The sequence below is a fragment of the Corynebacterium silvaticum genome (assembly GCF_002162115.2).
GTDB classification, from domain to species: Bacteria; Actinomycetota; Actinomycetes; order Mycobacteriales; family Mycobacteriaceae; genus Corynebacterium; species Corynebacterium silvaticum.
Genome location: NZ_CP021417.2, coordinates 1,300,866 through 1,326,620, shown reverse-complemented (window position 1 = coordinate 1,326,620; position 25,755 = coordinate 1,300,866). Strand labels below are relative to the sequence as shown.

Here is a 25,755-nt window from a genome sequence, read left to right as displayed (position 1 = left end):
CAGGTAAAAATGACCACATGAGTACCTACGCAGATCCACGTTTCCCCGGTCCTGACCCCTACGCTCCTTTAAAAGATCTTCCATCTTTTCCTCTGAGCTCCACGTCCTTTGGCGAGGGGGAAAAGATCCCGGAGATTCATGTGGCAGAAGCAGGACTATCGCCGCAGTTCTCATGGTCAGATGTCCCTGAAGGTACAAAATCACTGGCTATCACGTGTTTTGACCCTGATGCCCCCACGGCTTCAGGGTTTTGGCACTGGGCTGTTTTTAATATTCCGGTTACTGTTAGCAAGCTTGCTCAGGGTGCGGGAGATGAGACCCTTGGGGGCATCGAAAGCGTGATAACGCTCAAAGGCGATTCTGGTATCCGCGGCTACTATGGCCCTAATCCTCCCGCGGGTCACGGCCCACATCGTTATCTTTTTGCCGTGCACGCGGTAGATGTAGAAACCCTCGATATTCCAGCCGACGCGACACCGACTGTTCTCGGCTTTAACCTGTATTTCCACTCACTTGCTCGCTCGGTGTACTGGGGTTGGTACGAGAATGTCTAAGGCATCAGCAGCTCAGCCCTCACATTCTACAATTCCGGTGGGGATAAGAGTCGGTGGCGCCTTTGTTGCCATTGCATTCGTCTTATTTATCTTTACGTTCGTTCAAGTAGCGACCGTTGGATGGATGCAACCTGTTGCGGTGACTGCCCGATTTCTTTTCATCGTTATCGCAGCAGGAGTCTTTGGTGGATTTGCCACGATTCGGAAAGACCAGGCTGCATCGCGTCTCCAGGTAGGGGCGCTCATCGTGGCGTTGGCACTTGTAGTCGCTGGCCGATTTTTAAGCCCTGAACCGATAGTTGTGTGGCAGCAGTACTGGCTGCCTATTTACGGGACCTTAGCGCTTGTGTTTGGGCTTGTTGCTAGGCAAGCTGCCATAAAGTAAAAGGCTCTCGCCTCTTTCTCCGTTTTTATTCGTACAGTCCATCAATCTGGGGGAGGGAAAACGAAAGATTAGTTTCTTTTTCTATTCCTCCATGGAAAAACACTGCGTCAGTATTAATACTTAGTTATCATTCCACTAATAGGCAGAATAACGTCGTGTTTTACTGCTATGTGCCATTTGCCACGGACAACGCGAAGGGTCAGACTGATGCGAGGGCGAACAATCGCAGGAATCCTCTGCGAAATTGTGAGTGGGATTATGCTTGTTGGTGCGTGGTGGTTCAAGAAAGCTACTGCTCACGACTTCACCGAAAATAACGGCCCTATGGTGTTGTGTATAGGGGCGTTATTTTTTGCGATATCTGGTGCCGTCTTTTTGGCGACGGGGCGTTTTAAAAAACGCCGCCGCCGAGGAGTGATTACTACTGTCGACTATGAATAGCCCAACGGTTGGAAAGTGCTCCGTGTTTTAGTCAAGAGTCCACGGAAGTTCTGAACCAACGGCTTCCGCAATATTGTTTAACCCATGCGCGCGCAATTGGGCGGCTATTCCAAGGTGGATATCCCTGATCCAATCGGGGCCACCGTAGATAAGTCCGGTATAGCCTTGCAGCAAGGTTGCCCCTGCAGCAATTCTTTCCCAAGCTTGTTGGGGCGTTGCTATACCGCCAACGCCGATTAATACTAGGTCTTTTCCGACTCGGGTGTAGAGCTGACGGAGCACTTCCAGTGAGCGCTCTGCCAGAGGTGCACCAGAAATGCCACCTGCACCCATATCTTCAACAGCGCGTGCTGGAGTGACAAGGCCTTCTCTAGTGAGCGTAGTATTTGTTGCTACGATTCCGTCAAGGCCTAGCTCAACAGCAAGATCTGCGACGGCATCAATATCGTCGGCATCGAGGTCCGGTGCGATCTTCACTAGCACAGGGGTCGAGGTCGTTTCCTGCACGGCCTTTAAGATGGGACGAAGTGAATCGACGGCCTGCAAATCCCTTAACCCTGGTGTATTAGGAGAGGACACGTTGACCACAAGATAATCTGCGAGATCACCGAGCAAGGCTGCAGACCTGCGGTAATCGTCGACCGCTTTGTCCGCCGGCACCACTTTAGTTTTGCCAATATTAATGCCGATAACATCGTCAGAAGTACGACGGCGTAGATTGCCGGCTACCTGAGCAGCACCAGCGTTGTTAAAACCCATGCGGTTGAGGATGGCTTTGTCTGCGGGAAGCCGGAAAAGTCGTGGCGTAGGGTTTCCTGGCTGCGGGGATGCCGTTACAGTTCCCAACTCTGCATATCCAAATCCTACAGCTGCCCATGCATCGGGAGCATCTCCGTCTTTGTCAAAGCCCGCAGCAAGGCCTAAGGGACGAGGGAACACGGTACCAAAGACTTCCTGCGACAGTATGGGATCGTCAACGGCTACAATTTTGCCCAGAGCGGTGTTGATAGGACCGGCTACCTGTAGAACATTCATTCCCTTGCTGATGATGCCATGGATGCGCTCCGGGGACATCGTGAACATTCCTTTGAGCGCGAGGTTGTACATTTTCGTACGGAGGGGATGCTGGGGGATCGACATGGATCAAATGAGCTTTCTTTTGGTCAAGAGGGGATGAAAACTTAGGGTGCAATAATTTGGAGACCGTCGCCGGTGGCCGAACCCGCAATCACGGTGGCGTCGTCAAGCACCACCATCGAGTGTACGTCCGCAACGGAAGAATAATGGCGCTTAGGATCTGCAGTTCCGCTTGAAATGCTGTACGCAGTTAGCTTGTTATCGGAGGTCGTGCTCACCCACGCCTGCTGATTCTTTTTATCCCAAGCTACCGCCCATGGACTTACGCCCACAGGAGAGGATTGATGAAGCCTAATCACGTCTTCTGCGCCATATACCATCAGCTGACCACTAATGGTGTCGGATGCTAGGAGAATTGATTGTTCGGCGGGAGCAATCTGACCGACTCCGCGCCCAACGCGCAACAAAGCACCACCTTTGTCTTCTGACCAGTGAATGTCTTGGATGACAGTATGTTCGTTGTTAACGCGAGCCACAGCATCGGGCTGACCATCTACAGGTATGGCAACAATCTGATTAGTAATGAATTCTGTCTTGATGCTCTGTGTGGCTTTATTGCTGCGATGTACTTTCAAACTCGCCGTATCTGAGTCTCCCGCGATAATCTCGCCGCTTGTCGTTTTGATAGCGACTGTTGCTGGTTCTTGGGTCACCACATCATGAGTAGCGGGTGTTCTCGCATCTACAACGTGTACGCCATCGGGGCAGGGGAGAATAAACTCCTGGTCAGTTGCAGTAAGTGCACCGCAGGCTTCGTGTACATCAATCTTTTTTTGGGTTCCATTATAAAAATCTTTGATGGCCCCCACGTGAAACACAGTTTTTTCTCTCACCGCAAGGATATTTCCAGCTTTTTGCATCCCTAGGATGGACGCAAACGGCAGGACCTTACCTGATGGTGAGGAGGAAGCCGGCGATTTTTGTGCCGTTGCGTTTCCTTGCACTCCGGACTCCTGTGGATTAGGCCCGTTTTCTTTAGTACAAGCAGCAAGGCTTAAAGACAATGCGAGCAGCCCCGCGATCGCAGTTTTTTGGACTCCCGACTTACTCTGTGCGTTTCTCACACAGAATGACCCTACCAGTATGTCGCTCCTGATAACTCCATATGACCCCACATCTTTATCCCCGTTTTCCGGTTGCCTGAGAAAAGCGCATCTACAACCCGGTGTGGTGACGCGATTAGAGGGTTACGTCATCAAAAGCCTTGGAGATTGTGCGGGGGATGGTCACGTCCGCGCTCGTAATGAGTTCTTGGCAGTGATGCGTCGTGCGAGGAGTCGCAATCATAGCGCTAATGCCCGGTTGGCTAAGGACCCAGGAGGCCGCTGTGATAGCTGTGGAGATGCCTAGTCCCTCAGCTGCAGTTTTTAATGCTTCAACTACTGCATGACTTTCAGGGATTAAGCCATGCACGTCCGCATAGGCCTCGGGAGAAGCTGCCCGTGAGGTCCCTGGAATACTCCTGCGATACTGACCACTGAGTACTCCCTGAGCTAAAGGCGCACCAGCTATAACTCCGACACCCAAATATTGCGCAGCAGGCAGGAGATCGGTCTCGATGGAACGCTGCAATAAGTTATAAGGAGCCTGCGCAGAAATGATGTCCCGGTGGCGCGTTACCGCAAGCTGCCAGCCGCTATAGCCGCGCACACCCGCATAGCGCACTTTACCCACTTGGATCATATGGGCAAGAGTGTCGGCGACTTCATCTGGTGGCGTGTGAGGGTCCCAATAACCCACGTTCCATAGGTCTATGTAGTCAGTGTTTAAGCGCTGCAAAGTGGTGTCCAATTGATGCAGTAGATTGCGCCTCGAACAATCTACTCGTTGCCCAAAAGGTGCTGCGGGATTTACTCCGCTGCTTACAGACACAACAAACTCATGACGATCGGGAACGAGCTGACGCGCAATGATGTCAACAGCATTGGGGGAGACGTCGATAAGCGTTCCGCCTGCATCGCGGAAAACCCTAAGTATCTCTGAGGCCTCAGATTCAGGAGTGCTGCGTCCCCATGTTGTTGTACCGAGCCCTAAAGTAGACACTCTTAATCCGCTTGAACCGACTGTTGCTTCTCTCACCATGTCCACAGTAGAGTACGGTGATTCTTTGTGACTAAATCGATCATCCTTGCCGACAGCGTGTCGACTGTTTCTGCGGCCTCCGCAGACCAAATATCTTGGGCGCAAACCATTGTTTTATCGATTGTGCAGGGACTTACCGAGTTCTTGCCGATCAGCTCTTCTGGCCATCTGAGAATTATCTCCCAACTTTTTTGGAGGGAGGACGCTGGGGCAAGCTTTACTGCGGTAGTCCAACTCGGAACAGAACTTGCAGTGCTGGTGTACTTTGCCAAAGACATTGCAAAGATTGTCACTGGCTGGTTCCGAGGCTTGTTTAATAAGGATGCACGCGGTTTTGACTATCGCATGGGGTGGATGGTGGTCGTGGGAACTCTTCCCGTGGTCATCGTTGGTGTCTTGGCTAAAGATCTCATCCGTGATGCATTCCGTAATCTGTGGATCACAGCAACCGTGCTCATTCTCTTTTCTTTCGTCTTCATTGCTGCTGAGAAATTCGGATCGAAGAAACGCAATTTTGAAGAATTAACAATGAAAGACGCCATAATCATGGGCCTTGCGCAGTGTCTTGCCCTGATCCCGGGAGTCTCACGCTCCGGCGGAACGGTCTCTGCTGGTCTCTTTGTAGGACTTGACCGCGAAGTTGCTACGCGCTTTAGCTTCTTGCTGGCAATTCCTGCAGTATTGGGTTCCGGGCTGTTTTCGCTTCCCGACGCCTTTGCCCCGGATGCCGGCCAAGCCGCATCGGGAATGCAACTACTGGTGGGAACGGGCATTGCTTTTGTGCTCGGGTATGCGTCCATCGCGTGGCTGCTTAAGTTCGTGGGCAACCACTCATTTAGCTGGTTCGCGGTGTACCGCATCCCCGTTGGATTGCTGGTCATGGGACTGCTTGCGACTGGAGTCCTTGCTGCTTAAACAGCATTGAAAGATCACGTGCCTGCTAACAACAGGCACGTTTTCTGCTTTAAGGAACGTCCTGGACTGCATTGAGTTCGGTCAAGAGCAGTGATAGCGGTTATTCTGGTTGCCATGAAATCATGGCCCACACCAAAAATCCCAGCTGTACCGGGAGAAAAAGTAGCGCTTTCCCTATACGACACAGCTGACCGAGTGATTAAGCCGGTGGACTGCAGTAATGGGGAAGTTAGTGTGTATGTGTGTGGCATTACCCCTTATGACTCCACGCACCTAGGACATGCAGCGACATACCTCGCTTTTGATCTCATTAATCGGCAGCTTATCGACGCCGGCCACACCGTCCATTTTGTGCAAAACATTACGGATGTGGACGATCCGCTTTTCGAGCGTGCGGAACGCGACGGTGTGAGCTGGCAAGAACTGGGTACTGACCAGATAAACCTTTTCCGCTCCGACATGGAAGCCCTATCCGTGGTTCCTCCCCGCGACTACGTGGGAGCGATGGAATCCATCGATGAAGTCATCGAGATGGTTCAGACTCTTTTGAACAACGGTTCCGCTTACATCGTTGAAGTCGACCAATACCGTGATATCTATGCCTCGATCTCTGCAACGAACCATTTTGGGTATGAATCTAATTATTCGCGCGCCCTCATGGAGGAATTCTTTGCAGAAAGGGGCGGTGATCCTGAGCGCCCGGGGAAGAAAGATCCCCTTGATGCATTAATCTGGCGATCTGCACGTGACGGTGAGCCTTCCTGGGAGGCTCCTTTTGGAGCAGGGCGTCCTGGTTGGCATATAGAGTGTTCCGCGATCGCTACCAATAGGCTTGGACATCATTTTGCGATCCAGGGCGGAGGCTCCGACCTGATCTTTCCGCATCATGAATTTTCTGCCGCACATGCGGAAGCAACCCATCACGTGCACAGGATGGCCAATCACTACGTGCATACCGGAATGATCGCCTTGGACGGCACGAAGATGAGCAAGTCTTTAGGCAATCTAGTCTTTGTCTCTCAGCTCACAGCCGATGGGCATCATCCTTCTGCCATCCGACTCGGCCTGTACTCCGGCCACTATCGGGCTCCGCGCGAATGGTCGGAGAAGATTCTTTCTGACGCAGAAAAGCGCCGAGAACTATGGATTAATGCCGCACATGCAGCAACAGATCTGGAAGCAGCTCAGGATCTTGTGCATAACATGAGGATCCGCCTATCCCAAGACCTTGATACTCCGAAGGTGCTTGAGGCCGTAGATGCATGGGCACACTCAGTAAGCGCAGTAGAGAAGAGCGAATCTTCTCATGAGCGAACCGCAGCCGGCGATCTAGTGGCATGCGCCTTAGACGCTCTTTTAGGTGTAAAGATCTAGCTCTCGCACTGACGTTTTAACACGCGAGAATGAATACGTACTGGCTCAAGATGATGAGGAAGAATGACATCTCGATTTCAATGCGAGGATACTATTGCTGAATTTATTTCAGATCTCCGCGCTTTTGCCACCGGCAGCTACCTTCAAAAAGACGAATTGGAGTGGTGGGAGCCACCTTTTGAGGTAAGCGCGGTAGCGAAGATTGATGCGCTTCTTCAAGATTTTGCCCAATCACTTATTCCGATGGCTCAGCGTAGTAGCGACCGTTCTGAGGATCAGACTAGCTCTCTCGCACACTTAGACTTTGTAGCGAGAGTCGGTGTGTTGTTTAGCGCTATTGACGCAATCAATCACTCGTACGGATATGCAGTCATAGAAGCAGAAGAATATGCTGACCTTCAGCGGATCATTGAAAAAGCCGCAGAAGAAATAGGGTTAAGCTCCGAAGAAATAGCAGATTTACCCGCCTATGAAGAAGCTATCGCATTAGAAGATGAAAATTAGCTGATTGGGCAGGAGCTTCTGGAGTCTCTTTGTGAATATAAAGTATCGTCTCGCTGTAAAATGTTGACTCAGTTCACACAATACGTACTAAGCTGTCTACTCAATGACTACAGCAACTATAACCTTCCGAACAGAATTTCTTGACGCAATGAAAGACCGCGTCCTCATTGGCGATGGAGCCATGGGAACGCAGCTACAAGCATTTGACCTCGATGTGGATAAAGACTTCCTTGGATTGGAAGGCTGCAACGAGATTCTTAACGTTACGCGTCCAGACGTCGTAGCTCAGATCCATCGTTCATATTTTGAAGCTGGTGCTGACCTCGTTGAGACGAATACCTTTGGCTGCAACCTTCCCAATCTTGCCGATTACGGGATTGCGGAGAGGTGTCGTGAGCTTGCGTATGAGGGCGTTCGAATAGCTCGCAGTGTTGCTGACGAACTCGGCCCCGGCCGCGATGCTCTTCGTCGTTTTGTCCTTGGCTCTATGGGGCCCGGCACCAAACTTCCTTCCCTTGGGCATGTGCCTTTTGAAGAACTGCGCGAGTACTATGCCGAAGCCGCTACAGGGATGATTGAAGGTGGCGCCGACGCCATTCTCGTTGAAACTGCTCAGGATCTACTTCAGGTTAAAGCTGCTATTCATGGCTGTCAGCAGGCATTTGAGAAAATGGGGATCAAGATCCCTATTGTGTGCCATGTAACAGTAGAGACCACAGGGACCATGCTCTTAGGTTCCGAGATCGGGGCAGCGCTCACTGCTCTTGAACCACTGGGGATAGACATGATCGGACTCAACTGCGCAACTGGACCCGACGAGATGAGTGAGCATCTTCGCTTCCTTTCGCACAATGCAGGCATCCCGGTCTCCGTGATGCCTAACGCAGGTCTGCCCGTGCTCGGAAAAAACGGTGCCGAATATCCACTTTCTGCCCACGAGTTAGCAACCGCACTCAAAGGTTTTGTCAACGATTACGGGCTCAGCATGGTTGGAGGGTGTTGCGGTACTACTCCGTCCCATATCTCAGCGGTTCGGGACGCTATCGTTGGAACGGCTGATACCCCTGCCGCTCAGCAAGCACAGCGAAATCCAGCAGTGGGGGATGCCGTATCTTCTCTATATACCAGCGTGAATCTTACTCAAGATACTGGCATCACGATGATCGGCGAACGCACCAACGCGAATGGTTCTAAAGCATTCCGTGAAGCGATGCTGGCAGCGGATTGGGAGACCTGCGTTGATATTGCCAAGCAGCAGACGCGCGATGGTGCGCACATGCTCGACCTATGCGTGGACTATGTAGGCCGCGATGGGCGCCAAGACATGGCCCAGCTAGCGTCGTTGCTCTCCACGAGTTCGACACTGCCGATCATGATTGATTCAACAGAGCCTGGTGTCATTCAAGTCGGTCTTGAGCACTTGGGCGGTCGCTGTGCTGTGAACTCGGTTAACTTTGAAGACGGTGATGGTCCCGACTCTAGGTACCAGCGGATTATGCGCTTGGTTAAGCAACACGGGGCTGCGGTAGTAGCGCTGACTATCGACGAGGACGGGCAGGCGCGTACAGCTGCTCAAAAGGTTGCTATCGCGGAGCGTCTTATTACGGACATTACTCAAACATGGGGTCTTGAAGAAGACGACATCATCGTCGATTGCCTGACGTTTCCCATCTCTACGGGACAAGAAGAAATGCGTCGGGATGGTATTGAAACTATCGAGGCGATTCGAGAGCTAAAGAAGCGCTATCCACGTATTCACACGACAGTGGGGCTCTCTAATATCTCGTTTGGTTTGAACCCTGCGGCTCGCCAAGTCCTTAATTCAGTCTTCCTCAACGAATGCATCGGCGCTGGTCTCGATTCGGCTATTGCGCACAGCTCCAAGATTCTGCCGATGAACAAGATAGATGAGGAGCAGCGTCGTGTAGCTTTGGACATGGTGTATGACAGGCGCACCGCGGATTACGATCCTCTGCAGACTTTTATGCAGCTCTTCGAGGGCGTATCCGCCAGCAGCGCAAAAGACGCTCGCGCTGAGGCCTTAGCCGCAATGCCTCTCTTTGAACGTATCGCACAAAGAGTCATCGATGGCGAGAAAACAGGTATTGAGACCGACCTCGATCAGGCAATGGCAGAAAAAGAGCCGCTGCAGATCATCAATGAAGACCTGCTTGAGGGAATGAAAACTGTGGGAGAGCTTTTCGGTTCTGGGCAGATGCAGCTTCCCTTTGTGCTTCAATCCGCAGAGACGATGAAGCACGCCGTTGCGTATCTTGAGCAGTTTATGGAGGCCGAAGACGACACGGGTGGGAATGGAACGATTGTCATCGCCACGGTGAAAGGAGATGTTCATGACATAGGCAAAAACCTCGTCGACATCATTCTTTCCAACAATGGCTTTAACGTGGTCAATATTGGCATTAAGCAGCCTATTTCTAATATTCTTGACGCTGCCAAGGAGCATAATGCCGACGCTATTGGTATGTCGGGTTTGCTGGTCAAATCTACCGTGATCATGAAAGAAAATCTGCAGGAAATGAACGCTGCAGAGGCTTCCCATTTTCCCGTTATCTTGGGTGGTGCTGCGCTGACCCGTGCATACGTGGAAGATGATCTCACTGAGGTATACGACGGCAACGTTTATTACGCCAAAGATGCGTTTGAATCGCTTCGCCTTATGCAGGAATTTATGGCACGCATCAGGGGAGAAGGACTCGATCCCAATTCGCCTGACGCGATCAAGGCTGCGCAGAAGAAAGCTGAGCGTAAGGCACGTAAAGAACGTTCCAAGAAAATAGCTGCTGAGCGCAAGGCTAAGGCCGAACCGGTAGTGGTTCCTGCCAGGTCCCAGGTATCGGAAACTTCGCCTCTTGCCACTCCGCCTTTCTGGGGAATACGCATTGTCAAAGGCCTGAACTTGTCAGAGTACCTGCCGCTACTCGATGAACGCGCCCTGTTCATGGGACGATGGGGGCTTAAAGCTACTCGTGGTGCAGCAGGGCCGTCCTATGAAGAACTGGTGGAGACTGAGGGGCGACCACGGTTGCGCTACTGGATTGACCGGCTTAAGGCTGAAAAAATCTTGGATCATGCAGCTGTGATCTACGGTTATTTTCCTGCAGTTTCTGAGGGAGATGACGTCATATTGTTGGAGTCACCCGACCCCAGCGCTGCCGAAATCGCTCGTTTTACGTTCCCACGACAACAGCGCAGTAAATTCCTGTGTATCGCCGACTTCATCCAGTCACGGGCGCGCTCCCTTGAGCAAGGAACCGTCGATGTTTTCCCACTTCAGCTCGTGACTATGGGACAGCCCATCGCAGACTTTGCCAATGAGCTTTTCGCGGCAGATAACTATCGCGACTATTTAGAAGTGCATGGAGTCGGTGTGCAGCTCACCGAAGCCATGGCAGAGTATTGGCATGCTCGCGTGCGGAGCGAGTTAACGTTGAGCGACGGCTCCTCCGCAGGAGACAAAGATGCACAAAATCTTCAGCGCTTTTTTGACCTAGATTATCTGGGGGCTCGGTATTCCTTTGGCTACGGCTCTTGTCCGAACCTGGAAGATCGAAAAACCTTGGTTGAGCTGCTTGATGCGCAACGCATTGGCGTTGAACTCTCCGAGGAACTCCAGCTCCATCCAGAGCAATCAACAGATGCATTTGTGCTTTATCACCCGGAGGCGAAGTACTTTAACGTTTAGCTGATAAAGCGTCTACGGGGAGGGCGCGCGTACTAAGAGCACATAGCTTATCGACGCAACCAGCGCCCTGCCAGCTAGACTAGTGCGCATGCTCGAAGCAATTTTGTGGGATATGGACGGAACCTTAGTCAATTCCGAAGGCATCTGGGCGGAAGCCACGTTTGCTATGAGCGAAGAGATGGGTAAGCGACTCACCACCGATCAACAGTGGCAGACCGTAGGCGCAAGTTTTGATTTCACGCTACAGCTGTGTGCGCACAATGCCGGTCTCACCCTTGATCCAAGCAGTAGGAAATTCTGGGAGAATCGGCTCTTCTCCCAGGTGTCAGCTTTATTTGCAACTGAATTAACGTCAAACCCGGGCTCTCACATCTGCTCAGCTCTGCAGGTCACGCTGGGCTTCCTATGGCTATTGCTACCAATACCGTGCGTCGAGTTGCGCAACACTCTATTCGTTCCATCGGCGAATCTTATTTTGACGCCACAGTATGCGGGGATGAAGTAGCTAATCCCAAACCAGCACCTGACATCTATTGTGAGGCGGCGCGACGATTAAAAGCTCAACCACACAACTGTATTGCTTTTGAGGATTCCTACAACGGTATGCTCTCCGCGCTTGCAACAGGATGCGTAGTCATCGGTGTGCCAGAACAAGACGATATGCGCATCCCTCAAGGGGTGACACTTATGACCGACATCCACGGTTCTACCGATTTTACTGACGTCACGCTAAACACTATTGAGGGATGGTTTAACAAGCTTTCCGCGTAATTAACGGAAAGTATGTCACAATTGCTGCGTGAAAAACTTCGATTCTTTGTATGCAGAGCTCCTTGATCGTGCCCGCACCCGCCCAGAAAACTCTGGGACTGTTCACGCCCTCGATTCGGGAGTGCATACCCTTGGCAAAAAAGTCATTGAGGAAGCCGGAGAAGTATGGCTCGCCGCAGAATATCAGTCCGATGACGAGCTGGCAGAAGAGATTTCGCAGCTGCTGTACTGGGCCCAAGTGATCATGATTAAACGGGGTTTGACTCCCGAAGACGTTTATAAGTTTCTGTGAGATTGGGAGCCAAACATGCTTAAAATAGCTATTCCCAACAAGGGATCGCTTTCTGAAGCCGCCGTAGAGATACTTAAAGAGGCTGGCTACGCGGGGCGAGGGGAGTCAAAAACTCTCAATGTGTATGACAAAAATAATGACGTTGAATTCTTTTTCCTCCGTCCAAAAGACATTGCAATCTACGTAGCCGGAGGGCAACTCGATTTAGGAATTACTGGCCGTGACCTTGCGTTAGATTCTCGCGCAGAGGTATCAGAAGTCATGCAGCTTGGCTTTGGTTATTCCACGTTTAGGTACGCGGCTCCTGCTGGAGAAGCATGGGAACCAAGCGACTTAGCAGGGAAGAGGATCGCAACGTCCTATCCCAATCTCGTTCGTGATGATCTTGCGCACCGAGGCATCGATGCTTCAGTCATACGACTCGACGGAGCCGTTGAGATCTCCATCAAACTGGGCGTAGCCGATGTGATCGCTGATGTGGTTTCTACAGGTCGTACGCTGCGTAAGCAGGGTCTTGCGACTTTTGGCCAGCCGTTGTGTGAATCCGAGGCTGTGGTTGTGGGCCGAAAAGGCAACGCAATGGATGAAGAGCAGCGGATATTCCTGCGAAGGATAGAAGGAATTCTCCACGCGCAAAACTATCTCATGCTCGATTACAATATCGATCGCGACCGGCTGGAAGAAGCGAAGAAAACTACGCCGGGAATTTCAGGGCCCACCGTTTCGCCTCTTGCTCGTGATAATTGGGTGGCAGTGCGTGCGATGGTGCCTCGTATTCAGGCTAACCAGATCATGGATCAACTAGCCTCGCTGGGTGCCCAGGCTATCCTGGCATCAGAAATTCGGATCGCGCGTATTTAATACGTAACGGTTTCAGGGGCTTTCTTATCTGAAGATTGAGAAGAAAGCCCCTATCTTTTTCTTTCCAAAGTCTGACCCCAAAAGAGTGCCCTGCCCTAAGAAAAGCGGCCTGCTCCATATTCATAAACATCCCCACATCAAACAAATATCTGCATAAAATCCAGACGTCTGACATTGTGATCAATCTTTCATGCGCAGAAAATATTTCTTACTGGATTAAGTTTGACCTTGGCTTTAAGTCGGAGAGGTTTCCCTCTACTTATATTGTTTATGCATGTGGAAGGCGGTTATCTAACAACCTACAGGTTGCTCCTCACTGAGGGGGTAGGGCACGATGATAAAGTGATTGTAAATGATGGCGTCAGATGACAGTGATCGCGATCATTGACAACCCGTTTTTTGTTCTACGGTTTAAACCGCCCGCATCTGCTTACAGCAGACGTCCTTATTAAAGGCCAGGAGTAAAAGTGGTTTTTGTCCACATCATCATTGTTCTCGCCGCGATCGTTCTCGGCGCGCGCCTCGGTTCTATTGCGATTGGATTCGCAGGTGGCCTTGGCGTTCTTCTCCTAGGAGCAACAGGTGTACCTGTTACTCGTGAAGACATCCCCTTCGACGTCATCGGCATCATCATGGCCGTCATTGCAGCCATTTCCGCAATGCAACGCGCCGGCGGCATGGATTACCTCGTGCATCTTGCAGAGAGAATGCTTCGGAAAAACCCCAAGCATATCACATACGTGGCTCCAGTAGTCACCTACTTTATGACCCTCTTTGCTGGTACTGGTCATACCGCCTTTTCGACGCTCCCTGTTATCGTCGAGGTCTCCAAAGAATCTGGTGTACGTCCCTCACGTCCACTATCGATAGCCGTGCCGGCCTCCCAGATGGCCATTACTGCCTCCCCAATTTCCGCCGCCGTAGTCTTCTTGGCCACTGCGCTTGAGCCGCTTGGCGTGGGGTATCTCTCCCTGCTCGCTGTGGTTATTCCTTCAACATTCTTGGCGATCTTCCCAACCGCTTGGCTCTGTAATCGACTGGGGAAGAACCTAGAAGATGACCCGGTGTATCAGCAGCGTCTGGCCGAAGGTCTTGTCGCCGCACCAGGGCAGAAAGAAAAATACATTCCGACTAAGGCTGCCAAACTTTCTGTATGGATCTTCCTTGTCGCCATTGTCGCTGTGATGGTGTACGCGACCCTCATTTCCGATCAGGTCGGATTGATCACCGATCCTTCGCTTCCTCGCAATGAGGCAATCATGGCCATGATGCTCACTGCAGCAACCATCACCGTCATCCTTTGCAAGATTCCAGCAGGAGACATCCTCAACACGCAGGTATTCCGTTCCGGCATGTCCGCATGTGTATGCGTGCTTGGTGTGGCGTGGCTGGGTACCACTCTTATCAACCATTACATCGATGACATCAAGGGATTCTCCGGCGATATCCTTGAAAGCTCTCCATGGATGCTCGCGGTAGTCCTCTTTGCGGCGGCAGCTCTCCTCTATTCCCAGGCAGCTACGGCAAAGGCCCTCATCCCAGCAGCGCTGGCTATCGGAGTATCACCGCTGACGGCTGTGGCATCCTTTGCGGCCGTCTCTGCACTGTTTGTTCTTCCCACGTACCCCACGCTTCTCGCAGCCGTGGAAATGGACGACACCGGATCAACGCGAATCGGCAAGGCCGTATTCAACCATCCATTCTTGATTCCAGGAACCGTGGGCATCGCTATTGCAGTAGCCTTGGGCTTCCTCTTTGGCAGCGTCATCCTCTAGTCCCCGTCATTTCTGCTTAGTCGCTTAATGGCGGGCGTCGGAAAGCTATAAAGAAAATCCCTTAAGGCCAGTGTTTAACAGAGCACTGACCTTAAGGGATTTTTATAATCTGATCGCCCTATAGAGGGGCACAGCTCCTTAAATGGGGGTACATAATAGGGGGTAGTTTTAGGGGGTTGATAAGCGATGAGCAATGCCACATTGATTTCCATTAGGTTGTCTGTTTGAACAATACCGTTCTGACATGGATAAACACCTTTAATATCTACCTAATAGCAGGTAGGGGGTATATTTTAGCCTGTTTCAAGCAGAAAAATAACGGATTGGTGACGTACTCTTGGGGAGTCAGAAATAAGCCCTGAACCTAAGAGAGGTATCAATGGCAGAGAGCAAGAACAGCCGCATCGAGGTTGACCTACTCGGTGAAATGGAGGTCCCCAATGACCTCTATTACGGCGTGCACACGCTACGCGCGATCGACAATTATCAGATCTCCGGAAAAACTATCAATGAGATTCCTGAGTTCATCCGAGGAATGGTCCAGGTGAAGAAAGCCACCGCGTTGGCTAATCACCGCGTGCGCGCACTTCAAGGCGTGAAGAAGGATGCCATTGTATGGGCCTGCGATCAGATTCTTGATGAAGGCCGCTGCATGGACCAGTTCCCAATCGACGTCTTCCAAGGCGGCGCTGGTACGTCAGTAAACATGAACACCAACGAGGTTGTGGCTAACCTTGCGCTAGAACACTTGGGGCATGAAAAGGGCGAGTACAGCGTCATCAACCCTAACGATGACGTCAACATGTCACAGTCCACAAACGATGCTTATCCGACGGGCTTCCGTCTCGGCGTTTACTACTGCATGCAAACGCTCATCCATAAGCTGGACGAGCTCCGCGCAGCTTTTGACGCCAAAGGCGAGGAATTCTCCGGCATCCTCAAGATTGGGCGTACGCAGCTGCAGGACGCCGTTCCAATGACCTTGGGCGCTGAGTTCCATGCCTTTGCTAATAACCTCGCAGAAGAGCAAGCAGCACTCAAGACCGCATCTGAATCCATGCTTGGCGTTAACCTAGGTGCTACCGCTATCGGTACCGCACTCAATACCCCTGAGGGATTCACCGAGGCTGCAGCTAAGGCGCTAGCAGAAGTAACTGGTCTGGAAATTGTCTCTGCACTCGACCTCATCGAGGCAACGAGCGACACCGGCGATTACGTCCTGGTTCACTCCGCAGTCAAGCGTGCTGCTATGAAGATTTCTAAGATCTGTAACGATCTTCGCCTGCTATCTTCGGGCCCGCGCGCAGGTATCCATGAGATTAACCTTCCTGAGCGCGCTGCCGGCTCATCCATCATGCCGGCCAAGGTCAACCCAGTTATCCCCGAGGTTGTCAACCAGGTTTGCTTCAAGGTATTTGGCAACGACGTCACAGTCCTCATGGGCGCAGAAGCCGGCCAGCTGCAGCTTAACGTCATGGAGCCAGTCATTGCTTCGGCCATGTTCGAGTCGATCCAGCTCCTAGGAAATGCAGCAGACACCCTTCGCGAGAAGTGCATCGATGGAATTACTGCTAACCCCGAGGTTTGCCAGGGCTACGTAGATAACTCTATTGGCATCATTACGTACCTGAACACGATCATTGGGCACCATAATGGCGACATTATCGGTAAAGAAGCCGCAACCTCTGGCCGCTCAGTTCGCGAGCTCGTTCTTGAGCACAATTTGATGAGCGCGGAGGAACTGGACAAAGTTCTTTCCCCAGAAAACCTGATGAATCCAAAGTTTACTGGTAAGCTTTACGACGACTAGTAGCCCCCGACTAAGCGTTTAACAATCGCTTAGCCCAGACCCCGCCCCGCGTACCGTGGAGCGGGGCCTTTCGGTTACTCTTGAGCTACGTCACCGACCCCCGAAACAGGAGCGTTTACGACCATGCCCTCAGACGTCCAGATCGCCCAGGCTCACACTCTGGAGCCTATCGTCGATATTGCAACGCGTGCTGGAATCAGCAAAGAAGCTCTCATTCCTTATGGCAAAACAAAAGCCAAAGTTGATATCACTGCAGAAGGACTCCAACCAGACGGCAAGCTCGTTCTAGTGACTGGTATGTCCCCAACCCCTGCAGGAGAAGGCAAATCCACCGTCTTGATCGGCCTCTCCGATGCCATGCGGTTGCGCGGGCACAATGCCATTGTTGCCATCCGGGAGCCTTCCCTCGGCCCGGTTATGGGGATCAAAGGTGGCGCTGCTGGTGGTGGATATTCTCAGATCGTGCCCATGGAGGATATTAACCTTCATTTTACGGGTGATTTTCATGCTATTACGTCCGCAAATAATACCCTTGCAGCGATGATCGATAATCATATTCAGCAGGGTAATGAGCTAGGCATCGACGCACGACGCATTACATGGCAGCGCTGCCTAGACGTGAATGATCGCTCGCTGCGCAACGTTGTCACCGGTCTTGGTGGGAAGCCTCATGGCACTCCTGCCCAGACCGGTTTTACGATTACGGCCGCAAGCGAAATCATGGCGATTCTATGCTTGTCCACCGATCTATCGGACTTGGAAAACCGGATCTCTCGTATCGTTGTTGGGCAGAGCTTTGATGGTAAACCGATCACGCTAAAGGACCTGAATGCACAAGGTGCAATGACGGCTTTGCTGCGCGATGCGATTAACCCCAACCTTGTTCAGACTCTTGGTGGTACCCCTGCTTTTTGCCACGGCGGTCCTTTTGCCAACATTGCTCACGGCTGTAACTCTCTTATCGCAACCAAGACTGCTTTGCATTACGGCGATGTAGTTCTTACGGAGGCCGGTTTTGGATCCGATCTCGGCGCCGAAAAGTTCTTTGATATCAAGATGCGGGCAGGGGAGCTCTCTGCTTCAGCAGTAGTCATCGTTGCTACCATCCGATCTTTAAAATATAACGGTGGCGTTGCCAAAGACCAGCTCACCTCAGAGAATCTTGACGCTCTCAAGCAGGGAATAGTCAACCTTGAGCGGCACGTAGAAAACATTAGAAACTTTGGCGTGGAACCTGTCGTAGCACTCAACATGTTTACCTCTGATACCGCCGCAGAACAGAAGTATATGGAAGATTGGGCGGCTGGATTCGGGGTGCGATTGGTTCCAGTTCAGGTCTGGGCTAAGGGAGGGGAGGGCGCTCTTGAGCTAGCTGATGCAGTCGCCGACATGCTGGGTCAATCTTCTGCGCCACTTTACGACCCAAGCCAAGGCCTGGAGGCTTCTCTAGAGACTATCGCCACCAAAGTCTATGGAGCTAAAGAGGTCATGTTGAGCAAAGAGGCACAGCGAGACCTTGACTACCTCAAGGACAACGGCTGGGATACGCTTCCTGTGTGCGTATCAAAAACCCAGTATTCCTTTAGCGATGATCCAGCGGAGCTAGGTCGTCCGGAAGGCCATATACTGCATGTGAGAAGCTTGTTGCCTCGGATTGGTGCGGGGTTCATCCTGGCGCTCACTGGCGACGTTATGACGATGCCAGGCCTGCCCAAGCGTCCAGCAGCCGAGAAAATCACCGTAGAAAACGGAAACATCCACGGCCTGTTCTAACCGCGATGCGAAGCCACGGCCTTGTATGCTTCACCGAAAGCAACCAAACGCCGTGGCTAATCGGAGTCGTTTTCAGCCGTTTGGGCTAAGTCCCAGTCTTCTTGCCTACGCACCCACAGCTCCGGTGATTCATGGAAAAGGTGGCCAAGGCCAAAGGCAATCACATCGTTTACTGGAATGTGTCCAGCAATAAAACGATTCGCCATAGTCTCTGTAATGTGCAGTGACTTTGCTAGGTCATAGTGCGAGAGCTTCCGGGGCCTAAGGTAATCCGCATCAAGGATCTCACCTGGGTGCCGAGGCGTTGTATCTCGTTTGCTCAACACTATTAGCTGACCTTTCACGACTATGTCTGGTAAATAAAGGCTGCTTTTTCTTTTTCCTGAGCTTCTCAATCATGCAGAAGATGGATACAGTCCACTCACTATTGATCAAAGAACTTAAGGCCCAAAGAAGATGCGGAAACAGCAGTCTTATTTAGCTTAGGTCGAACTTTGGCATGTCCACTAGCTTGGTTAGGCTGACATATCAACCTTTTGGCTGACATGCACGGACTTACGCTTAAGGGGAAGGGCATCCTGGGTATTCAGGCGGTGTACCACCAAAAGCTGGACAGAGTGACTGATGGGAACACCAGCCGCACAGCTTTGACGTCTTGGGGCGGAAAACTCCTGTGGCTGCGTCGCCAAGTATTTTTTGCCATAGGTCGCCAAGCTCCCGCTCAAAGTACTCCAGCTCTTCTTTTGAAGGCGTAAGAAACATTGAATCGGTGACTTTGAGGTACATCAAACGGAGCTGGTCGGGGATTTTTCCGTAAAGCCGCCAATACACCAAAGCGTAGAACCGCATTTGAAAGACAGCCTGTTGGCTAAAACGCGGTATCGGTTTTTACCGGTCTTATAATCGACCACCCGGACTTCGCCAGTAGGGGCGATGTCCACGCGGTCTATAAAACCACGTACGGGAACACCGTTAGGCAATTCAGCAGATATATACATCTCACATTCGTGGGCGTCAAAGCCCTGCGGGTTCTCCATCTCAAAGTAGCCGCGAAGAAGCGTACGACATTCTAAAAGGAAGTCATGAGTCTTCTGCTCTGAAACAAGCTCTTTAAGTTCGTCGTCTTCATCGCACATTTTTGCCCACTGTGGCTTTAAGCGTTTTACGGCAGCAGGGTAGAGCCGCTGTTCGCGCGGCCATGCATGCATCTCTTCCAACACCGCGTGGACCAGAGTCCCTTTAACCTGCGCAACAGTCTTTGGCTCGAGCAACTTATCAATAGCTCGAAAACGGTAGAGCAACGGACATTGACATTGTTGATAGTCGTTGGCGCGCGACGGGGATAACGCTAGGCCTTGTGGGCGTTGAGGCTGTGCCTCACTGACACTCGTATCGTTTGCTTCCGGCGCGGTGCCTAGAAAGGGTGTCTCAGAAACTGCGTTGTTAGGATTAGTCACAGAACCAGCAATTTTTTGAACGTGAAAAGTACTACTTGCTCCACCACGATAAGCGGAAAACCACATCGAACCAAAAGTAGCGAGGCTTCACCTGCCACGCTGCAAGACAATCAGTATCGCTAAGGTAAAAGCCATGACCAATCAGGAGATAAAGATGGATTCCGGCAGTAACAGCAGCACCACTGACCACCAGGCAGTTGAGACTTTCGCCTGGGATTTTGTCAGTTACATCGCCAATTCTCCGAGTTCTTTCCATGCTGCACAACAAGGCGCTTTAATCCTTAAGGAAGCAGGCTTTGAGCCCATAGAAGAAACTCAAGAGTGGGACGCCTCACCTGGCGGGCACTATCTTATTCGTGGTGGAGCACTCATGGCATGGTTCGTTCCGGAAGGGGCTTCTGAAAAATCCGGTTTCCGGATTATCGGTGCACATACCGACTCGCCTGGTTTTAAGCTCAAATTATCTCCTAACCTTCACTCAGCGGGTTGGCAACAGGCAGCTGTGGAAGTCTATGGCGGGCCGATTCTATCTTCATGGCTTGACCGTGAGCTGGTCCTTGCAGGAAAGCTAGGGCTTATCGACGGCACCACAAAGCTCGTAAGCACCCCACCAGTTTTAAGAATCCCCAGCCTGGCGATTCACCTAGACCGAGACGCTAATAAAGCTCTCACACTTGATAAACAGCGCCATATGCAACCAGTCTTTTCGTGCGGGCACCCGGACCTCAGCATTCTGGACGTACTGGCTCACGCCGCCGACGTAAAAGCAGAGGACATTATTTCCCACGACCTCATCACCGCAGATGCCCAGCCAGGCGAAATCTTTGGAGCGACGAATGATTTTTTGGCTAGCGGAAGGCTCGACAATCTTTCCAGTCTTTACCCTGGACTTTGCGCTTTGGTTGAGGCCTCGCAAGATGTAGTGGTTGGCAAAAAGGGAAGCCCAGACATCCTCGTACTTGCGGCCTTTGATCATGAAGAAGTCGGCAGTGCGACTGTCACTGGAGCCGCAGGTCCGATACTGGAAGACGTGATTTATCGCACCGCAACGGCTCTGGGGGCAAATAATGAGGGCATCCGCCGAATGATTGCTGCATCAACGTGTGTGTCTGCCGATGCTGCGCACTCTATACATCCCAATTATCCGGAGCGTCACGACCCTACTAATTTCCCCGTCCTGGGTTCGGGACCGGCCTTAAAAATTAATGCAAACCAGAGGTATGCCTCTAATACGGAAACGGAAGCCTTATGGATTCAGGCTTGCCAGCGCTCGGGTGTTCCGTCGCAAGTGTTTGTAGGCAATAACGCTGTTCCCTGTGGCTCCACCATAGGACCGATTACGGCGACTCGTCTCGGTATCCCAACCGTAGACGTGGGAGTTCCGCTACTTTCCATGCATTCTGCTCGTGAGCTAGCTAGTATCTCCGATATCCATATGCTAACGCAGGCATTACATAGCTATCTGGTAGGTTAATCGCTCTCATGGCAAACTCCGGACCCTTCCAACCTGGTGATCGCGTCCAGCTCACCGACCCCAAGCGCAGGCATGCAACAATCGTTCTTAATGCAGGCGACAAGTACTTCACGCATAAAGGCGCTATCAACCACGATGACATCATCGGGGCGCAAGAGGGAAGTATCGTCAAGTCGGAGCAAGGATACGAGTATCTTTGCTTCCGGCATCTCATGGTGGATCACGTGCTGTCTATGCCCCGTGGTGCTGCCGTCATCTATCCCAAAGACTCAGCGCAAATCCTGGTCGAAGGCGATATTTTCCCGGGCGCGAGAGTGCTGGAAGCAGGTGCGGGATCCGGAGCGTTATCTATGGCGCTTCTCCGCGCGGTAGGGGAAAAGGGCACGGTTTTCTCCTATGAGATCCGTGAAGATCACCTGGAGTATGCAGAAAACAACGTCGATGAGTTCTTTGGAAGCCGCCCTGCAACATGGCAACCTCGGCTAGGAGATTTTAGCGACATCACTGCAGATGAGCTCGGCGGCCCCGTCGACCGAATTATTCTGGATATGCTTGCACCCTGGGAGTGCCTAGAAACAGCCTCAAAACTTCTTATCCCTGGTGGGGTGTTCATGACCTATGTGGCAACGGTGCCACAACTAATGAAGGTCATGGAAGGTATCCGGGAGCAAAAGTGTTTTACAGAGCCTCGCGCCTGGGAATCTCTTGTTCGTGACTGGCGCGTTGAGGGACTAGCCACCCGCCCTGAACACCGCATGAACGCGCACACTGCTTTCCTCGTGTGGACACGCAGGCTTGCCGACGGCGTGACCCCGCCGCGTCCCCAGCGACGTGCCCGAAAATAATTTTTGGGCCAGGCTAAGCTAATCGCTTGATACGGGCTGCACCTCGTGGGCTAATCATCATGAGTGATGTGTTCAGGGAGGTGCAGCTTTTATGCGTGATCGTTTCAGCTGGTAGGAGCACACCGCGTGCTTTGTAGCAACCACTAAAATCAACCCCGCCTCCTCCTAAGGCTTGTTGGTTAGTAAGGTAAGCATCATGCATTCAGCTCAAGGGAACGCTCGCGCAGAGGAATTAAACGATCAGCTGCACAACACTGAGGAACTCAAGGCAGCGCTCCGTCGACAGAAAAAGACAGCGGATGATTTAAGCGCTCGGAATGCCAAATTAGCCGAGTTACTCAAAGCCTCTCGTAATAAGCTCATGGTGTTGAATGAGCAGATTGAGGACTTGGCTACGCCGCCATCCACGTATGGCACGTTCTTGGAGTTTTCTTCAGACAAGAAGACAGCAGAGGTTTTTACAGCGTCGCGTAAGATGCGCCTGCAGATTTCTCCGCTTGTTAATAAGTCCTTGCTGGTGCCAGGCGTGCAAGTTCGCCTGGGGGAGGCCAGCCACGTTGTAGAGGTTTGTGACTTCGATTCCACCGGTTCCCTGGCGACCCTTGTGGAGATGATAGGGACAAACCGCGCGCTGGTCGCGGACTACAACGGCGAAGAGCACATCGTGCGGCTAGCAGCCCCTTTACTAGAAACCTTTTGCAGGCAACCACGTGCAGGGGACACGCTTCTGGCCGACCCCCGGGCTGGTTATGCCTATGAGGTGATCCCCAAGACGGAGGTCAGCAAACTAGCACTCGAAGAAGTCCCAGACGTCACGTACGCCGATATCGGCGGCCTCGATGATCAAATCGAGCAAATTCACGATGCCGTAGAGTTGCCTTTTGCACACCCAGAGCTCTACCGGGCCTACGATCTTCATCCGCCCAAAGGCGTGTTGCTTTATGGTCCTCCCGGCTGCGGAAAAACGTTAATTGCCAAGGCCGTCGTGCACTCATTAGCGCAGCGCATAGGGGAGGGAAATCAAAGCTATTTTATTAACGTCAAAGGCCCAGAGCTCTTAAACAAATACGTGGGTGAAACCGAACGCCGGATTCGGCTCATCTTCGAACGTGCTCGCGAGTTGGCAGAAGAAGGACGCCCCGTCATCATTTTCTTTGATGAGATAGAATCTATCTTTAGGACTCGTGGCTCAGGGGTGAGCTCAGACATGGAGACAACCGTTGTTCCTCAGCTGCTCACAGAGCTCGACGGTGTGGAAAGCTTAAGCAATGTCATCGTTATTGGTGCCACTAACCGTGAAGAACTCATTGACCCCGCCATCTTGCGCCCTGGTCGATTAGACGTGAAGATCCGAGTTCAAAGACCCGGCAAAAAAGCAGCTCAGGATATATTCTTTAGGCATCTCACAAAAGATATTCCGGTTACAGAACCAGTCGCTGACCTCATCCACACCACAGTGAACTATCTTTTTGCAGATAAACCTTATGTGGAACTAACGCTTATCGACGGCACCACGGAAATCCTGCATTACCGTGATTTCGTCTCTGGGGCCATGATCGCCAATATCGTCGACCGTGCGAAAAAATACGCGATCAAAGAGCATATCGCCGGGCACGGACGAGGAATCGCTGCCGCGCATCTACTTGCTGCAGTAGATGCAGAGAACCGAGAAAGCGAAGATCTACCCAACACCGCCAATCCAGATGAGTGGAGTCGGATCACCGGTAGGCAGGGCATCCGGGTATCCCACGCTAGAGTTTTAGGAGGACACCGGTGAGCTTCATCGGAACTGAAACCGAATATGGCATCGCAACCCCCTCGGATACCACGTTAAGTCCCATAGTGACGTCCACGCATGCGGTTGTCTCTTTCAGCATGAAAGAGCGCTGTGCTAGCGGCGCACGCTGGAATTTTGCAGCCGAGCATCCGCTAAGAGACTCCCGCGGTTTTGACCTGAAAAGGTACCATAGCGTCCCGATTATAGATCCCAACGCTATCGGCGTAGCCAATGCCGTGCTAACCAACGGTGGACGATTCTATGTGGACCATGCGCACCCCGAGTACTCATCTCCCGAGACTACAAACGCATACGATGCCATGCTTTACGACATCGCCGGCGACGTGATACTCAACCGCGCAGCCGAACTCGTTGCAGAACAAACCGCGGTGGGGGAATCCATACTGGATCATCATGATCCTTGCCCACCCCTTAAAATTTATAAAAATAACGTCGATGGAAAAGGCGCAAGCTACGGCAGCCATGAAAACTACTTGTACCATCGCGACACTAATTTTGATCTACTAGCGCAATCGCTTATTCCGTTTTTCGTAGCACGGCAAGTCGTTGTCGGGGCAGGGCGCGTGGGACTTGGGCAGCTGGGAGAAAAAGCTGGCTTCCAGATCTCGCAACGTGCAGATTATATCGAGCAAGAGATTTCCCTTGAGACAACACTCAACCGAGGAATCATCAATACTCGCGATGAACCCCACGCCGCTGCACAAAGCTACGGTAGGCTCCACGTGATCATCGGGGACGCCAATATGTCCCACACCTCGATTTTCCTCAAGCTAGGGATGACAGCGCTGGTCATTGATGCGATAGAAAAAGGGGTTGACTTCAGTGACCTGAAGCTCAGTAACGCTGTGGCTGAGGTAAGCGCAATGTCGCGCGACCTAGAGCTATCGCATCGCCTGACGCTGTCAGATGGCCGAAAACTCACTGCCCTTGAGCTACTCGAACAGTATCGCGAAAGGCTCAGCGCCACTACTGACGTCGAAAAGCACGTCATCAGTGCGTGGGACGAGGCCGTAGAGGCACTGAGCAAAGGACCAGAGCATGCTGCGCATCTACTCGATTGGTGCGCCAAACTTGCGCTAATACGGTCCTACGAAGCCCGTGGAGTTTCCATCGCAGACGCCAAGATAAAGCTCATCGACCTGCAATATTCTGATATCGACCCTGCCAAGAGTCTCTTTCATGCCCTGGTACGCAAAGGACGAATGCGTACCCTCGTCACCTCGGAAGAGATCGCTCATGCAGCTTGGAAGAGTCCTTTAGACTCTCGTGCCTTTTTCCGGGGCCAAGTGATTGAATCGTTGCCAGGAAAAATAGTGGCCGCTAACTGGGAAAGCATCATCATCGCCGATGAAACCTCCCACGTGAAAATCGCTCTCCCGCAGCTTGATACTCTCTGTTTTTCTTCTTCCCAAGACGCTTTCGCGGAGTTCAACGGCAATGTTGACAGCTTCATCCAACGGATCAGTCGCCTTGCTCCAGTAGAAAGATTGCTGCCGCAATCAGAATAAACCGCATCTCTCTTATACACGCGTAAGATCACGTTACGTTAGCCTAAGTTGTAATAAACGCAGTCCATCAATACCAGGATCAAGGAGATTTCTTTAACTCATGAGCTCCCAACAAAAAAACATTAATGCTGGCGGTTCCAACTCTAACGACGACTTCCCGGACCCCACGCTTGGCGCAGCCCAGACGCAGCTCTCAGCGACCGGCGTTGATGACCTCTTAGATGAAATAGACGGCCTTTTAGAAAATAACGCCGAGGAGTTTGTTCGTTCTTACGTGCAGAAAGGCGGGCAGTAAT

General features: G+C 51.9%; 21 protein-coding genes and 2 pseudogenes. 18 read left to right on the top strand and 5 right to left on the bottom strand.

The genetic code is table 11. The annotated features are described in order from the left end of the window. The first annotated feature begins 17 nt into the window (after nucleotides 1-17). From CBE74_RS18645 to CBE74_RS18635, 3 genes are all read left to right on the top strand, one after another. Nucleotides 18-554 carry a YbhB/YbcL family Raf kinase inhibitor-like protein gene (locus CBE74_RS18645; RefSeq protein ID WP_087453985.1) on the top strand — a complete coding sequence of 179 codons (537 nt, stop codon included), beginning with the start codon at nucleotides 18-20 and terminating at the stop codon, nucleotides 552-554. Further along, the gene (locus CBE74_RS18640) at nucleotides 547-939 is read left to right on the top strand and encodes a hypothetical protein (protein ID WP_087453984.1); all 393 of its coding nucleotides are present in this window, start codon (nucleotides 547-549) and stop codon (nucleotides 937-939) included. The genes CBE74_RS18645 and CBE74_RS18640 overlap by 8 nt, the downstream gene beginning before the upstream one ends. A 207-nt stretch (nucleotides 940-1,146) precedes the next feature. Next, nucleotides 1,147-1,380: a hypothetical protein gene (locus tag CBE74_RS18635; RefSeq protein ID WP_087453983.1), complete on the top strand. Its 234-nt coding sequence runs from the start codon at nucleotides 1,147-1,149 to the stop codon at nucleotides 1,378-1,380. Between the two features lie 27 nt (nucleotides 1,381-1,407). Here CBE74_RS18635 and CBE74_RS18630 read toward each other — a convergent pair whose 3' ends face one another. From CBE74_RS18630 to CBE74_RS18620, 3 genes are all read right to left on the bottom strand, one after another. Then, nucleotides 1,408-2,520: a quinone-dependent dihydroorotate dehydrogenase gene (locus tag CBE74_RS18630; RefSeq protein ID WP_087453982.1), complete on the bottom strand. Its 1,113-nt coding sequence runs from the start codon at nucleotides 2,518-2,520 to the stop codon at nucleotides 1,408-1,410. A 41-nt stretch (nucleotides 2,521-2,561) separates the two neighbouring features. Then, a complete protein-coding gene (locus CBE74_RS18625) occupies nucleotides 2,562-3,581 on the bottom strand; it encodes a hypothetical protein (protein ID WP_087453981.1) in 1,020 nt (339 codons plus the stop codon). 115 nt (nucleotides 3,582-3,696) lie between these two features. Next, nucleotides 3,697-4,599: an aldo/keto reductase gene (locus CBE74_RS18620; RefSeq protein WP_087453980.1), complete on the bottom strand. Its 903-nt coding sequence runs from the start codon at nucleotides 4,597-4,599 to the stop codon at nucleotides 3,697-3,699. Between the two features lie 27 nt (nucleotides 4,600-4,626). On the opposite strand from CBE74_RS18620, the gene CBE74_RS18615 reads away from it, so the two are divergent. The 10 genes and pseudogenes from CBE74_RS18615 to CBE74_RS18570 all read left to right on the top strand — a co-directional run bounded on the left by CBE74_RS18615 (nucleotide 4,627) and on the right by CBE74_RS18570 (nucleotide 18,377). Further along, nucleotides 4,627-5,514: an undecaprenyl-diphosphate phosphatase gene (locus tag CBE74_RS18615; protein WP_087453979.1), complete on the top strand. Its 888-nt coding sequence runs from the start codon at nucleotides 4,627-4,629 to the stop codon at nucleotides 5,512-5,514. Between the two features lie 114 nt (nucleotides 5,515-5,628). Further along, nucleotides 5,629-6,888 (top strand): cysteine--1-D-myo-inosityl 2-amino-2-deoxy-alpha-D-glucopyranoside ligase, encoded by a 1,260-nt coding sequence (mshC, locus tag CBE74_RS18610; protein WP_087454886.1) that lies wholly within the window; start codon nucleotides 5,629-5,631, stop codon nucleotides 6,886-6,888. A gap of 63 nt (nucleotides 6,889-6,951) precedes the next feature. Then, nucleotides 6,952-7,392 (top strand): hypothetical protein, encoded by a 441-nt coding sequence (locus tag CBE74_RS18605; protein ID WP_087453978.1) that lies wholly within the window; start codon nucleotides 6,952-6,954, stop codon nucleotides 7,390-7,392. Nucleotides 7,393-7,495: 103 nt separating this feature from the next. After that, complete coding sequence (gene metH, locus CBE74_RS18600) at nucleotides 7,496-11,095, top strand: methionine synthase (protein WP_087453977.1); 3,600 nt, start codon at nucleotides 7,496-7,498, stop codon at nucleotides 11,093-11,095. A gap of 88 nt (nucleotides 11,096-11,183) precedes the next feature. Beyond that, nucleotides 11,184-11,866 (top strand): annotated as a pseudogene (locus CBE74_RS18595) (HAD family hydrolase). A gap of 28 nt (nucleotides 11,867-11,894) precedes the next feature. Further along, entirely contained in the window at nucleotides 11,895-12,158 is a 264-nt protein-coding gene (locus CBE74_RS18590; protein WP_013241905.1) for a phosphoribosyl-ATP diphosphatase, read from the top strand. A gap of 15 nt (nucleotides 12,159-12,173) precedes the next feature. Then, nucleotides 12,174-13,019 carry an ATP phosphoribosyltransferase gene (hisG, locus tag CBE74_RS18585; protein ID WP_087453976.1) on the top strand — a complete coding sequence of 282 codons (846 nt, stop codon included), beginning with the start codon at nucleotides 12,174-12,176 and terminating at the stop codon, nucleotides 13,017-13,019. 467 nt (nucleotides 13,020-13,486) lie between these two features. After that, entirely contained in the window at nucleotides 13,487-14,794 is a 1,308-nt protein-coding gene (locus CBE74_RS18580) for an anaerobic C4-dicarboxylate transporter (RefSeq protein ID WP_087453975.1), read from the top strand. A gap of 379 nt (nucleotides 14,795-15,173) precedes the next feature. Further along, nucleotides 15,174-16,604 (top strand): aspartate ammonia-lyase, encoded by a 1,431-nt coding sequence (gene aspA / locus CBE74_RS18575; protein ID WP_087453974.1) that lies wholly within the window; start codon nucleotides 15,174-15,176, stop codon nucleotides 16,602-16,604. A 123-nt stretch (nucleotides 16,605-16,727) separates the two neighbouring features. Next, on the top strand, nucleotides 16,728-18,377 hold the full coding sequence (locus CBE74_RS18570) for a formate--tetrahydrofolate ligase (RefSeq protein WP_087453973.1): 1,650 nt from the start codon (nucleotides 16,728-16,730) through the stop codon (nucleotides 18,375-18,377). A 56-nt stretch (nucleotides 18,378-18,433) separates the two neighbouring features. Here the strand turns inward: CBE74_RS18570 and CBE74_RS18565 are convergent, their stop codons facing one another. After that, nucleotides 18,434-18,703 carry a HigA family addiction module antitoxin gene (locus tag CBE74_RS18565; protein ID WP_171483214.1) on the bottom strand — a complete coding sequence of 90 codons (270 nt, stop codon included), beginning with the start codon at nucleotides 18,701-18,703 and terminating at the stop codon, nucleotides 18,434-18,436. 235 nt (nucleotides 18,704-18,938) lie between these two features. Then, nucleotides 18,939-19,834, bottom strand: a pseudogene (locus CBE74_RS18560) (RecB family exonuclease). Between the two features lie 154 nt (nucleotides 19,835-19,988). Between CBE74_RS18560 and CBE74_RS18555 the strand changes: the two are divergent. From CBE74_RS18555 to CBE74_RS18535, 5 genes are all read left to right on the top strand, one after another. Continuing rightward, entirely contained in the window at nucleotides 19,989-21,308 is a 1,320-nt protein-coding gene (locus CBE74_RS18555; RefSeq protein WP_166741006.1) for a M18 family aminopeptidase, read from the top strand. Between the two features lie 8 nt (nucleotides 21,309-21,316). Beyond that, entirely contained in the window at nucleotides 21,317-22,153 is an 837-nt protein-coding gene (locus tag CBE74_RS18550; protein ID WP_087453970.1) for a tRNA (adenine-N1)-methyltransferase, read from the top strand. A 196-nt stretch (nucleotides 22,154-22,349) separates the two neighbouring features. Beyond that, complete coding sequence (arc, locus tag CBE74_RS18545) at nucleotides 22,350-23,930, top strand: proteasome ATPase (RefSeq protein ID WP_087453969.1); 1,581 nt, start codon at nucleotides 22,350-22,352, stop codon at nucleotides 23,928-23,930. Continuing rightward, nucleotides 23,927-25,459: a depupylase/deamidase Dop gene (gene dop, locus CBE74_RS18540; protein WP_087453968.1), complete on the top strand. Its 1,533-nt coding sequence runs from the start codon at nucleotides 23,927-23,929 to the stop codon at nucleotides 25,457-25,459. Before arc ends, dop begins: the two co-directional genes overlap by 4 nt. 100 nt (nucleotides 25,460-25,559) lie before the next feature. After that, entirely contained in the window at nucleotides 25,560-25,754 is a 195-nt protein-coding gene (locus tag CBE74_RS18535) for a ubiquitin-like protein Pup (protein WP_087453967.1), read from the top strand. Nucleotide 25,755 lies beyond the last annotated feature (1 nt).

What these genes read in the sequence shown, in the direction of transcription:
- CBE74_RS18645 (WP_087453985.1), top strand. Translation starts at nt 18, where the DNA reads ATGAGTACCTACGCAGATCCACGTTTCCCCGGTCCTGACCCCTACGCT.
- CBE74_RS18640 (WP_087453984.1), top strand. Translation starts at nt 547, where the DNA reads ATGTCTAAGGCATCAGCAGCTCAGCCCTCACATTCTACAATTCCGGTG.
- CBE74_RS18635 (WP_087453983.1), top strand. Translation starts at nt 1,147, where the DNA reads ATGCGAGGGCGAACAATCGCAGGAATCCTCTGCGAAATTGTGAGTGGG.
- CBE74_RS18630 (WP_087453982.1), bottom strand. Translation starts at nt 2,520, where the DNA reads ATGTCGATCCCCCAGCATCCCCTCCGTACGAAAATGTACAACCTCGCG.
- CBE74_RS18620 (WP_087453980.1), bottom strand. Translation starts at nt 4,599, where the DNA reads ATGGTGAGAGAAGCAACAGTCGGTTCAAGCGGATTAAGAGTGTCTACT.
- mshC (WP_087454886.1), top strand. Translation starts at nt 5,629, where the DNA reads ATGAAATCATGGCCCACACCAAAAATCCCAGCTGTACCGGGAGAAAAA.
- CBE74_RS18605 (WP_087453978.1), top strand. Translation starts at nt 6,952, where the DNA reads ATGACATCTCGATTTCAATGCGAGGATACTATTGCTGAATTTATTTCA.
- metH (WP_087453977.1), top strand. Translation starts at nt 7,496, where the DNA reads ATGACTACAGCAACTATAACCTTCCGAACAGAATTTCTTGACGCAATG.
- hisG (WP_087453976.1), top strand. Translation starts at nt 12,174, where the DNA reads ATGCTTAAAATAGCTATTCCCAACAAGGGATCGCTTTCTGAAGCCGCC.
- aspA (WP_087453974.1), top strand. Translation starts at nt 15,174, where the DNA reads ATGGCAGAGAGCAAGAACAGCCGCATCGAGGTTGACCTACTCGGTGAA.
- CBE74_RS18570 (WP_087453973.1), top strand. Translation starts at nt 16,728, where the DNA reads ATGCCCTCAGACGTCCAGATCGCCCAGGCTCACACTCTGGAGCCTATC.
- CBE74_RS18555 (WP_166741006.1), top strand. Translation starts at nt 19,989, where the DNA reads ATGGATTCCGGCAGTAACAGCAGCACCACTGACCACCAGGCAGTTGAG.
- CBE74_RS18550 (WP_087453970.1), top strand. Translation starts at nt 21,317, where the DNA reads ATGGCAAACTCCGGACCCTTCCAACCTGGTGATCGCGTCCAGCTCACC.
- arc (WP_087453969.1), top strand. Translation starts at nt 22,350, where the DNA reads ATGCATTCAGCTCAAGGGAACGCTCGCGCAGAGGAATTAAACGATCAG.
- CBE74_RS18535 (WP_087453967.1), top strand. Translation starts at nt 25,560, where the DNA reads ATGAGCTCCCAACAAAAAAACATTAATGCTGGCGGTTCCAACTCTAAC.